Below are 12,322 nucleotides of genomic sequence, written 5' to 3'. Positions count from 1 at the left end.
TCCTTTTACTATTCCCAATCTGGTTGTTGTTCTGGCGCCGCGTTATAGAAGGCTGGGATAGACAAACAATGTTGATAAATTGATTCAATTTTTGGAAACGCAGCTAAATCTATCTTGAAGCGTTTCGCGTTGTAGACCTGTGGAATCAGGCAGCAATCGGCAATCGTTGCTTGTTGTCCAAAGCAAAACTGTCCGTTTGAATCTTGAAGTAGCTGTTCGAGATTTTGAAAGCCTTCAAGAATCCAGTGCTGATACCAATAATTTTTTTGTTCGTCTGAAACGTTTAAATCATTTTTTAAATATTTCAGAACACGTAAGTTGTTTAACGGGTGAATATCACAAGCGATGGCCTGTGCAAAAGCACGGATTTTGGCTCTCTCTTTCACATCATTTGGAAGGAGTTTGGTTTCGGGATATTGTTCATCCAGATATTCCAAAATACTTAATGATTGTGACAAGGTTAAATCGCCGTCCACTAAAGTTGGTACTAAAGCACTGCGGTTTAACTTTAAATAGTCTTCACTTTGCTGCTCGTTTTTAACCAGATGAACTGGCAGAGTTTCATAAGCGAGACTTTTAAGGTTGAGGCCAATCCGTACTCTGTAAGCTGCAGAGCTACGAAAGTAACTATACAGCTTCATAGTCAGGCTCCGAAGTCTCTGCAAAATCAAAAGCTAATGCAGGAAGCACAGTATTTCGAACTTCACCAAAACCAATGCGGATACCATTTTTCTCACAGTGACCTTTCATAATGAGGGTATCGCCGTCTTGTAAGAAACCACGAGTTTCACCATTAGCAAGTGTTAAAGGCTTCGTGGTGTTCCAAGTCAGCTCAAGCAAGCTACCATACGAGTCAGGTGTAGAACCTGAAATAGTACCTGAACCCATCAAGTCACCAACCTGAACGTTACAACCCGCAATCGTGTGGTGAGTCAGCTGCTGAGCCATAGACCAATACATATATTTGAAATTGGTTTTACAGATCACGTCAGTTTGTGCTGATTTTGGTGTTTGAATTTCAACACTCAAGTTAATGTCATAACTGTTGGCGATATTTTCTTGTAAATAAGCCAGTGGTTTCGGTTCTTGTTTCGGGCCTTCAACCTTAAATGGTTCAAGTGCTTCAAGCGTTACCACCCAAGGTGAAATCGAACTTGCAAATGTTTTCGCATTGAATGGGCCAAGAGGAACATATTCCCATTGCTGGATATCACGTGCTGACCAGTCGTTGAGTAATACCATTCCAAAAATATGGTCCCAAGCATTTTCAATCGAGATCGGCTGACCAAGCTCCGTTGGTTTACCCACAATAAATGCTGTCTCAAGTTCGAAATCGAGTTTACGAGTAGCTGAAAAAACTGGACGTTCTTCATTTGGAAGTTTGATCTGACCTGAAGGGCGTACTACTTGAGTTCCGCTGACTACAACAGAGCTAGCACGGCCGTTATAACCTACAGGTAATTCGCTCCAGTTTGGCAGCAATGCATTTTTAGGGTCACGGAACATACAGCCCACATTGGTCGCATGTTCTTTAGAAGAATAGAAATCGGTATAGCCCGGTACGCGAACAGGTAAATGTAAAGTCACGCTGTCTTGCTTAACTAAAACTTCCTGACGCAATGCTTCATTTTCTTGAAGCGTTAAATTTTCAACTGAAAGAAGAGACTGTAACGTCTTACGAACTTTAGACCAGTTAGCTTTGCCTGATTCAATAAATTTATTAAGTGTCGGCTGGTTAAAGTAAGTGTCTTGATCTGAAAGTTTTAAAAGACCATGCTTTTCAAGAGCAGCGAGATCAATGACCCAATCACCGATAGCTACACCGACCTGACGCTCGCCTTCGGCTGTTTTACTAAAAATACCATAAGGCAAATTATGAATAGTGAAATCAGATTGAGGTGAAACTTCAATAAAAGAATTTAGTTTTTGTTCCATTTTCGCTTCCTTGTCTTCATCTCGCGTCTTATACAAATAAAAGTTCGGTCTAGGGACTGAGCTACTCAATAAGATTTAATCTTAATTTAGATCATCTTTTTGCTGATGAGTTTGATATAGACCGAGAACAACCAATTGCTTCTTAGTTCTTATAATACTGAATTCATAAAATTACGCAATACATAATTTAATTACACATTGCATAATAATTGTTATTTCTTGCATTTTCTGTTTTCATGCGCGGTTGTGAGAAAAGTAACGCAATTATTTTTTCATCAATCTCTATGAAAATCTGATCAATTTATGATATACGTAATTTAGTGGAAAAAAATTACGTGACAAGGATGAGAATAATCATATGTCAACACAAGAGCAAGGAAACCTGAAACATGGTTTGAGTAATCGCCACATCCAGCTCATTGCATTGGGTGGAGCGATTGGTACAGGGCTATTTCTTGGTATATCACAATCGATTAAATTGGCAGGTCCGTCGGTAATCTTGGGTTACGCGATTGCAGGATTTATTGCTTTTTTAATGATGCGTCAGCTCGGTGAAATGGTGGTGGAAGAACCAGTAAGTGGGTCTTTTAGCCATTTTGCTTACAAATATTGGGGGCCTTTTGCAGGCTTTATGTCAGGATGGAACTATTGGGTACTCAATGTCCTTGTCTGTATGGCAGAACTCAGCGCAATTGGTCTGTATATCCAATATTGGTGGCCACAAATCCCAACGTGGGCATCTGCGCTAACGTTCTTTATTCTCATTAACGGTATCAATTTACTGCACGTTAAATTTTTTGGTGAAATGGAATTTTGGTTTTCCATTGTCAAAATCTTAGCCATTTTAGCTATGATCGCTTTCGGTTCATATTTACTTGCAACCGGTACAGCAGGGCCACAAGCCAGCATTTCCAATCTTTGGGCACTTGGTGGTTTCTTCCCATATGGCATTAAAGGTTTGGTTATGGCCATGGCAGTCATTGTTTTTGCCTTTGGCGGTATTGAGCTTTTTGGTATTACTGCAGCTGAAGCACGTGACCCAGACAAAACCTTACCTAAAGCAGTAAATCAGATTATCTATCGTATTTTGATTTTCTATATTGCGACACTTTTTGTTTTATTCGCATTATTTCCGTGGAATCAAATGGCACAAGGCGGCAGTCCTTTTGTAATGGTATTTGCTTCTTTAGACAGCCAAGGTGTTGCGACTTTACTCAACTTCGTAATTTTGACTGCTGCGGTATCAGTTTATAACGGTACAAGTTATTGCAGTAGCCGTATGTTGTTAGGTCTTGCTCAGCAAGGCAATGCACCAAAAGTATTTGCACATATTAATAAACGCGGTATTCCAACCAATGCAGTAATCCTTTCTGCGGCAGTCACTATTTTATGTGTGTTGTTAAATTACATTTTCCCTGAAAAAGCATTTGGCTTGCTCATGATGTTGGTGGTTGCAGCGATTGTAATTAACTGGGTTGTAATTTCATGGACACATTTAAAATTCCGTAAATTTATGATGCGCCAAGGTCAAACGACGAAATTCCCAAGCTTCATGTACCCATTTAGCAACTATCTTTGCATGGTGTTCATGCTCGGAATTTTAGTTGTGATGTCGCTAACACCAGATATGCGTGTGGCGGTCATGATGATTCCAGGATGGATTTTGTGTTTGATGGTGGCTTACCAATTTAAACGCCGTAAGTTAAAAGCTGAGCAGCCTGTACATGCTTTAGAAGCTGATATGTAATCAGGTTTGAGTTGGAAGCTAAAAAGGACGTATTGATACGTCCTTTTTTATTTTTAAAATTTACAACAGAAATGAAAGGACTTTGTAATTGTTATATTATAACATCTCTTAAATGAATAACTAAGGCTTCCCGATGTTGGGGGAGGAACAACATATTTATGAAACATTACTATTTAGGTTTAATCTTACTTTCTCTTGCGGCATGTACGACTCAAACACCAAAGCCAACGGCCTCTAAACATCATCATTCTTTGCCTAAACCCTCTAAAACAGTAGAGAGAATAAAACAACAACCCGAAGATTATACCGCTTGGATCGCAACCGCAGATCATGGCCAGTCTGTGCAAGCTTATAAGCAATTTCTTAAGCAAAAAGGGCTTGCCAATTTAGTGCCAGATTATGAGTTATTACGTTCGGCCAGAGATTGGCAAAAATGTGGAGTCGAGCCTTATGCGGTGCCGCCACGCGAGATTTGGTCCAACATTGTTCCGACGCTTAGTATTTTAAAAGCATTAGTTGACGATGGCGTAATTAATGATTTTGAAGTGACATCGGCTTATCGGGCTTTATCTTTAAACCGCTGTGCAGGTGGTGCTGACGCATCTCGCCATGTGTTTAATGCAGCGCTTGATTTTCGGATTGGACCAGAACAACCAAGTGATTTAGACCAGCTCAATATCCAACAAACCAAAACCAAGCTTTGTCAGTTTTGGGAAACCAAAGGGCAAGCACTTAACATGGGGCTGGGTGTTTATGCTTCGGGACAAATTCATATTGATAGCCAAGGCTTTCGATCATGGGGACCTGACCATCACTATAAAACCTCAATTTGTCAGTGACTATAAAAGCAATTTTTTCAACGACTAACTGAGTTGGCTTAAATAAAGGCTGAATAAAAACTTGATCAATAGTTATGTTATAACATAACATTATTGTGGTTTAGAAATAGATTACGCCTGTGATCTGGCCATATTTAGATGGCCAGCCATGATCAGTTTAAATAATATTCAAAGAGATCAAGCCATGCACACTGCAAACGCCAACTCATTTGCTAAGCTTCCTGTCACTGTTTTATCGGGGTTTTTAGGTGCAGGAAAGACCACCTTACTCAACCATATTTTAAATAATCGCGAAGGCCGCCGTATTGCCGTGATTGTTAATGATATGTCTGAGGTAAACATTGATGCGGCATTAGTACGCGAAGGTGGGGCAGAGCTTTCAAGAACGGATGAAAAACTGGTTGAAATGAGCAATGGCTGTATCTGCTGTACATTACGAGAAGATTTACTGGTTGAGGTGAGACGCTTAGCCGATGAAGGGCGCTTTGATCAATTGGTGATTGAGTCGACGGGTATTTCAGAACCACTGCCTGTTGCAGAAACCTTTACCTTTGAAGATGAAAATGGAAACTCTCTCAATGAATTCGCTCGACTCGACACCATGGTCACGGTAGTCGATGCGTTTAACTTTCTGAAAGATTACAGTTCAATTGATTCCCTGCAACAACGTGGCGAGTCCTTAGGTGAGCAAGATGAAAGAACTGTGGTTGACCTTCTGATTGATCAGATCGAGTTTTGTGATGTGATTCTGCTGAATAAAATTGATTTGATTGATCAGGCTCAGCAAGACCAGCTCATTGCAATTTTAAAAACGCTTAACCCGCGTGCCCGAATTGAAATTGCTCAGTTTGGAAAGATCGCTTTAGATAAAATTTTAAATACACAGCTATTCGATTTTGATGAAGCGGCACAAGCACCGGGCTGGTTAAAAGAATTACGTGGTGAGCATACGCCAGAGACTGAAGAGTATGGCATTAGTAGCTTTGTTTACCGCGCACGCCGACCTTTCCATCCAGAGCGTTTTTATGATTTGGTACAGGCTGAATGGCCGGGAGTCGTGCGTTCTAAAGGCTTTTTCTGGTTGGCTGCCGAACCGACATTGGCTTATTCATGGTCACAAGCGGGTGCGATGGCTCGACATGGTTTAGCAGGTTATTGGTGGGCGGCTGTTGCAGAAGAAGACTGGCCGAGTGACTTAGCCAGCATTGAACAAATTAAGAAAGATTGGGACGCTCGCACAGGTGATGCGCGTCAGGAACTGGTTTTAATTGGTATGCAAATGGATGAGCAAGCTTTAATACAACGCTTAGATCATTGTTTGTTAAACGACGAAGAAATGGCTTTAGGGCCACAAGCTTGGCAGAGATGGTCGAATCCTTTTAAGCAAGACGATGAAACCATGTTGATCGCTTAATGAAATAAGCCCCTATTTAAAAGGGGCTTATTTTTATGTTTTATCTTTAATAAAAAGCTTTCGAATGTAGTTATTGAGTGGGGTGGAATAATATTTTTCAATTACCGCACTGATGATAAAAGTCAGAACCAAGTAGCCCATTAAAAGCATGATTTTGATGCTAGCGTCGGTTTGAGCCGGAATAAAGGCAACCTTTATAAGACCAAGCACCACCAGATGAAACAAATAAGTTTCATAACTTCGTTTCCCCAACCAGACCATTACTTTGGTCAATAGGTTATGCGCTTGTGTTTCGGAAGGATGCTGAAAACACAAAATGAGTAGACCTGTAGCAAAAGCAAATAGGCTAATTCCCCATGTACTGACTTCTTTAATTGGCGCATATAAATATAAAGCGGTCATACTCAAAATAAGCAACCAAGACAGAGGTTTTTTATAAGTCCAATCTGGTCGATAAGTATAAGAAAAAATAGCAGTTAGACAGCCGACAGCTATACCATCAAAGCTTGAAAAATAATGATATAAATAGGCACCGCTTTCTTCGCCAAAATGTAGAGACCTAAAATAAGGCCCGTATAAAATCACTCCAATGAGCACCGCAATAAAGACTTTATTACTACGTGTGAAGAGGCACAATAATGGAAACACAAAGTAAAAAACTTCTTCTACAGAGAGCGACCACAACACGCCCAAAGCGTAGTTTATCCAGCCGAATTTAATAATCAGGATATTCATCCAGAAGGTTAAAGCCGCAAAAATGGTTAAAGGATAAGAGACCTCAATGCCATTGGGTGCTTGGTTCATAAAGGGTTTTAAGTCAAATGAACCGAGTATACTTACCCCTAAAATCAGTAATACCAGACACGGTAAAATACGCGCTGCCCGTCGGATATAAAAATGTTTGAGGTTAATTGCGGAGAATTGTTTGTCTCGTTTTAAAGTGTGATGGGTAATTAAAAACCCCGAAATCACAAAAAACATGGTGACGCCATAATTTCCGTTTCTTGCGATGACTGTGCTAAATGCTTCACCTAAGAAATCAAAACCTAACCATGTATCTTTAAGTTTATAGGGAATATTAAAATGATGTAAAAGAACCAATAGGATAGACATTCCTCGAAGAATATCTATTTTATAATTACGCATTCGATGTGCTTCCAGCTTTATTAATATACTGTGTGGCAGAAGAATACTATTGATCGGTTATTTTAAATAAAAATTTTAAGCATCATTTCGTAAATTAAAAAATGAATGTTTTTTCAAATGGTTGAATTGAATAAAGACATAGCAGAGACAACTGTTAAATAAATATTGATAAAAGCCTTATATATTTGAATTTCTCTACATAAAACTTTAAATTAGCTCTTATTGAGCTATGTTTATTTTTTAAACTTTTTAAAATCTATTTAATTCATCAATTAACATGTTGTATGTAGTTGTATATACATAGCATGTCAACTAAAATACCATTTTGCCTGCTGCCTTTTTGAGTATTTGTTATGCCCAGAACATCAAAACAAGAACATGCTGAGCTTTCGATTGAAGCTGATAGTCCAGTTCCTTTATATCAACGCGTAAAACAACTGATTTCACAAAAAATTTATGAAGGCTCGTGGGCTGTAAATAAAAAAATTCCTTCGGAGAGTGAGTTGGTCAATCAACTTGGCTGTAGCCGCATGACGGTCAACCGTGCGCTTCGTGAGTTAACGACCGAGGGTTTACTCGTTCGTATTCAGGGCGTTGGCTCATTCGTTGCTGAAGGGCAAGGCCGAACTGCACTTTTTCAAATTAATAATATTGCCGATGAGATTATTGCACGAAACCATAAGCACCACGCTGAAGTTTTAGTCTTAGAACAAATTTATGCAAATGCAGAGCAAAGCGTGTTAATGCAGACTCGTGAAGGGCAAAGATTATTTCACTCGATTATTGTGCATTATGAAAATGATGTCCCTGTTCAAGTCGAAGATCGTTTAGTTGACGCAGCACTGATCCCAGATTATCTACAACAAGATTTTAAAACCATTACGCCGAATGCTTACCTCATGGCAAAAGCACCAGTGTCAGAAGGCGAGCACATTGTCGAGGCTGTTTTAGCATCTCCTCAAGAGTGTAAATGGTTGAAAATTACTAAAGCTGAGCCGTGTTTACTCATCCGTCGCCGTACATGGTCAAACAAGCAGTTGATCTCAAGCGCACGTCTAATTTATCCGGGTAGCCGCTATTATCTCGAAGGGAAATTTAATCCATGATTGAATTGATCAGGGCCGATCAATATACAAAAATGCTTTGGAAAAACGGTGCAGGTTTCACTTTAGAAATTGCGCGAAGCCAAGGTGAGGCTGACTTTGAGTGGCGCATTTCGATGGCAGATGTGACCACTTCTGGGCCATTTTCGTTATTTCCCAATAAGCAGCGCATTATTAGCATACTTGATGGACAGGGCATGGTATTGCATGTCGATGATCTGCCTGCCAAAACGCTAAACCAAGGTGATATTTTTGCTTTTCATGGTGAGAGTCAGGTTCAAAGTGAACTGGTCGATGGGGCAATTCGAGATTTAAATTTAATTTATGACCCTGCAAAGTTTCATGCTCGTTTTCAGTGGTTGAATGAGGCCACGGAGCAGGCATTTATCAGCTCGGCAGACCTGATTTTTATTTTTAATCAGGGTGGTGAGACACAAGTAAGCGTTGAGGGTGATCTCTTTCAACTTGCTGCTCACGAGACGCTAAAAATTGAAAAAAATGCTGGTGTGACCTCAATCAATTTTTCAAAAAAACAACGCCAAAGTTGCTATGTTATTGAGTTAATTCAACGTTAAAGCGAAGTAATTGGCATATTAAACAGCACATATCGAGTGAAAAGATATGTGCTTTTTTTATGCAGAATATAAAAATAAATTAATTTAATTCATAAGCTTATTCAATTTTTTCAAAAAAATATGAGCAACCCTCTTCACGCCGAAAAATATTTGTGTAGTATATGGATGTATATACAAGTTAATACATTACTATACAAATGCAGAAACAAGTGATGTTCTGCTGATGTAAGCTCAAAGGAAGGAGTCCGACTGTGACAACAACGACAACAAAATTTCGTGATGTAGAAATTCGTGCACCACGTGGCACTGAATTAACGGCTAAGAGTTGGTTAACTGAAGCCCCATTACGTATGTTGATGAATAACCTTGATCCGGACGTTGCAGAAAACCCGAAAGAGTTGGTTGTATACGGCGGTATTGGTCGTGCAGCACGAAACTGGGAATGTTTCGACAAAATTGTAGATACGCTAAAAAATCTTGAAACTGACGAAACTTTATTAGTTCAATCAGGCAAACCAGTAGGTGTATTTAAAACTCATAAAGATGCACCTCGTGTTTTAATTGCAAACTCAAACCTTGTGCCACACTGGGCAAACTGGGAACACTTCAACGAGTTAGACGCAAAAGCTTTGGCTATGTACGGTCAAATGACAGCGGGTTCATGGATCTACATTGGTAGCCAAGGTATCGTACAAGGTACTTATGAAACTTTCGTTGAAGCAGGCCGCCAACACTACAACGGTGACTTAAAAGGTCGTTGGGTGCTTACTGCCGGTTTAGGTGGTATGGGTGGTGCTCAGCCTTTAGCTGCAACACTTGCAGGTGCGTGTTCTTTAAACATTGAATGCCAACAAGCAAGTATCGATTTCCGTTTACGTACCCGTTATGTAGATGAACAAGCGACTGATTTAGACGACGCTTTAGCGCGTATTGACCGCTATACAAAAGAAGGCAAAGCAATTTCAATTGCGCTTCATGGCAATGCTGCTGAAATTTTACCTGAGCTTGTTCGCCGTGGTGTACGTCCAGACATGGTGACTGACCAAACAAGTGCACACGATCCACTTAACGGTTACTTACCAGTCGGCTGGACTTGGGATGAATACCGTGAACGTGCGAAAACTGAACCGGAAGCTGTGGTAAAAGCTGCAAAACAGTCAATGGCGAAGCACGTACAAGCAATGCTTGATTTCCAAAAAATGGGTGTTCCAACATTTGACTATGGCAACAATATCCGTCAAATGGCGAAAGATGAAGGCGTAGCAAACGCTTTTGATTTCCCAGGCTTCGTACCTGCATACATCCGTCCATTGTTCTGTCGTGGTATTGGTCCATTCCGTTGGGCAGCGCTTTCTGGTGACCCAGAAGACATTTATAAAACAGATGCCAAAGTTAAAGAATTAATTCCTGATGATGAGCATTTACATCACTGGTTAGACATGGCGCGTGAACGCATTAGCTTCCAAGGTTTACCAGCGCGTATTTGCTGGGTAGGTTTAGGCTTACGTGCAAAACTTGGTTTGGCGTTTAACGAAATGGTTCGTAGCGGTGAATTGTCTGCACCAGTTGTGATTGGTCGTGACCATTTAGACTCAGGTTCGGTTGCAAGTCCAAACCGTGAAACTGAAGCAATGCAAGATGGCTCAGACGCAGTATCAGACTGGCCTTTATTAAACGCATTGCTCAATACAGCAGGCGGCGCAACTTGGGTGTCTTTACACCACGGTGGCGGTGTAGGTATGGGCTTCTCTCAACACTCAGGCGTTGTGATTGTGTGTGATGGTACAGATGAAGCTGCTGCACGTATTGCTCGCGTACTCACCAATGACCCTGCAACAGGTGTTATGCGTCATGCCGATGCAGGTTATGAAATTGCGATCAACTGTGCGAAAGAGCAAGGCTTACACTTGCCAATGATCACGCAATAAAAATACATGGAAGAACAAGCGGTGCTTTTTGCAATTGTGAAAAGCACCGTCTCAGCAGAATATAGTGCAAAAAATTAGGAAGCCAACATGGAATTATTGATCCAACCGGGAAAACTGACCTTAGCCGATTTACGTCAAGCTTACCTCAATCCAATTAAAGTGAAATTAGATGAAAGTGCTTCATCTGCAATTAACGCGAGCGTGGCTTGTGTTGAGAAAATTGTAAATGAAGGACGTACAGCTTACGGTATTAATACGGGCTTTGGCTTGCTTGCTTCGACCAAGATTGCGCCTGAAGACTTAGAAAAATTACAGCGTTCATTAGTTCTTTCGCATGCAGCAGGTGTGGGTGAAGCACTTGATGATGCAATGGTTCGCTTAATTATTTTGTTAAAAGCAAACAGCTTGGCGCGAGGTTTCTCGGGTATTCGTCGTAAAGTGATTGATGCTTTGTTGGCTTTAATTAATGCCGAAGTTTATCCGCACATTCCACTGAAAGGTTCAGTAGGTGCATCAGGTGACTTAGCACCACTTGCACACATGTCTTTAGTTTTACTTGGTGAAGGTAAAGCACGTTATAAAGGTGAATGGTTACCAGCAGTTGAAGCTTTAAAAGTTGCAGGTTTAGAACCGATTTCTTTAGCAGCTAAAGAAGGTTTGGCACTTTTAAACGGTACACAAGTTTCAACGGCTTATGCGTTACGTGGCTTGTTTGAAGCTGAAGATTTATTTGCTGCTGCAACGGTTTGTGGTGGCTTAAGCGTTGAAGCAATGCTGGGTTCACGTGCACCATTCGATGCGCGTATTCACGAAGTACGTGGTCAACGTGGTCAAATTGATGTGGCTGCGGCGTATCGTGACCTATTAACAGACTCAAGTGAAATTGCACATTCACACGAAGACTGTAGCAAAGTTCAAGACCCATATTCTTTACGTTGCCAACCACAGGTGATGGGTGCATGTTTAACCCAAATCCGTCAGGCGGCTGAAGTATTAGCAATTGAAGCAAATGCTGTATCGGATAACCCGCTTGTTTTTGCTGAACAAGGCGACGTGATTTCTGGTGGTAACTTCCACGCGGAACCTGTTGCAATGGCGGCCGATAATTTAGCATTGGCAATTGCAGAAATTGGCTCACTGTCAGAACGTCGTATTTCGATGATGATGGACCGCCACATGTCACAACTTCCACCGTTCTTGGTGGCAAATGGTGGGGTTAACTCAGGCTTTATGATTGCACAAGTGACAGCAGCAGCACTTGCGAGCGATAATAAGGCACTAGCACATCCTGCAAGTGTTGATAGTTTACCAACATCTGCCAATCAGGAAGACCATGTATCAATGGCTCCGAATGCTGGTAAGCGACTTTGGTATATGGCTGACAACGTTCGTGGCATTTTAGCTGTTGAATGGTTAGGCGCTTGTCAGGGTTTAGACTTCCGTGAAGGTTTAAAAAGCTCGCCTAAACTTGAACAAGCTCGTAAAATCTTGCGCGATCAAGTTCCTTACTACAGCGAAGATCGTTTCTTTGCTCCTGATATTGAACAGGCTAGCGAATTGCTTGCGAGTGGTTGCCTAAACAAGTTACTCATTCCAAAACTGCTCCCTAGTTTATCTGAAGTGTGATTGATAAAA

General features: G+C 40.9%; 10 protein-coding genes. 7 read left to right on the top strand and 3 right to left on the bottom strand.

The features are described from left to right. Window positions 1-8: 8 nt before the first annotated feature. Window positions 9-641, bottom strand: coding sequence for a maleylacetoacetate isomerase (gene maiA / locus ABLB96_RS02295; RefSeq protein ID WP_348897345.1), 633 nt, complete (start codon window positions 639-641; stop codon window positions 9-11). Further along, the gene (fahA, locus tag ABLB96_RS02290; RefSeq protein ID WP_348897346.1) at window positions 628-1,935 is read right to left on the bottom strand and encodes a fumarylacetoacetase; all 1,308 of its coding nucleotides are present in this window, start codon (window positions 1,933-1,935) and stop codon (window positions 628-630) included. The genes maiA and fahA overlap by 14 nt, the downstream gene beginning before the upstream one ends. Window positions 1,936-2,293: 358 nt before the next feature. Here fahA and ABLB96_RS02285 point away from each other — a divergent pair, with 358 nt between their 5' ends. The 3 genes from ABLB96_RS02285 to zigA all read left to right on the top strand — a co-directional run bounded on the left by ABLB96_RS02285 (window position 2,294) and on the right by zigA (window position 5,935). Continuing rightward, entirely contained in the window at window positions 2,294-3,682 is a 1,389-nt protein-coding gene (locus tag ABLB96_RS02285; protein WP_348897348.1) for an amino acid permease, read from the top strand. Window positions 3,683-3,840: 158 nt separating this feature from the next. Further along, window positions 3,841-4,521, top strand: coding sequence for a D-Ala-D-Ala carboxypeptidase family metallohydrolase (locus ABLB96_RS02280; protein ID WP_348897349.1), 681 nt, complete (start codon window positions 3,841-3,843; stop codon window positions 4,519-4,521). Between the two features lie 148 nt (window positions 4,522-4,669). Continuing rightward, entirely contained in the window at window positions 4,670-5,935 is a 1,266-nt protein-coding gene (gene zigA, locus ABLB96_RS02275) for a zinc metallochaperone GTPase ZigA (protein WP_348897350.1), read from the top strand. Window positions 5,936-5,968: 33 nt separating this feature from the next. On the opposite strand, the gene ABLB96_RS02270 is transcribed toward zigA, so the two are convergent. After that, on the bottom strand, window positions 5,969-7,081 hold the full coding sequence (locus ABLB96_RS02270) for an acyltransferase (protein ID WP_348897351.1): 1,113 nt from the start codon (window positions 7,079-7,081) through the stop codon (window positions 5,969-5,971). A gap of 353 nt (window positions 7,082-7,434) precedes the next feature. On the opposite strand from ABLB96_RS02270, the gene hutC reads away from it, so the two are divergent. The 4 genes from hutC to hutH all read left to right on the top strand — a co-directional run bounded on the left by hutC (window position 7,435) and on the right by hutH (window position 12,313). Further along, complete coding sequence (gene hutC / locus ABLB96_RS02265) at window positions 7,435-8,187, top strand: histidine utilization repressor (protein WP_005066641.1); 753 nt, start codon at window positions 7,435-7,437, stop codon at window positions 8,185-8,187. Beyond that, window positions 8,184-8,759 (top strand): HutD family protein, encoded by a 576-nt coding sequence (locus ABLB96_RS02260; protein ID WP_348897352.1) that lies wholly within the window; start codon window positions 8,184-8,186, stop codon window positions 8,757-8,759. The genes hutC and ABLB96_RS02260 overlap by 4 nt, the downstream gene beginning before the upstream one ends. 251 nt (window positions 8,760-9,010) lie before the next feature. Further along, the gene (gene hutU, locus ABLB96_RS02255; protein ID WP_002054061.1) at window positions 9,011-10,687 is read left to right on the top strand and encodes a urocanate hydratase; all 1,677 of its coding nucleotides are present in this window, start codon (window positions 9,011-9,013) and stop codon (window positions 10,685-10,687) included. 87 nt (window positions 10,688-10,774) lie between these two features. Further along, window positions 10,775-12,313, top strand: a complete 1,539-nt coding sequence (gene hutH / locus ABLB96_RS02250) for a histidine ammonia-lyase (protein WP_348897353.1) — start codon at window positions 10,775-10,777, stop codon at window positions 12,311-12,313. The last annotated feature ends 9 nt before the right edge of the window (window positions 12,314-12,322 follow it).

This window comes from Acinetobacter sp. XH1741, from assembly GCF_041021895.1.
Lineage (GTDB): Bacteria > Pseudomonadota > Gammaproteobacteria > Pseudomonadales > Moraxellaceae > Acinetobacter.
Note: the sequence above shows the minus strand (reverse complement) of the source record. Positions and strands in the feature narration are given on the sequence as shown.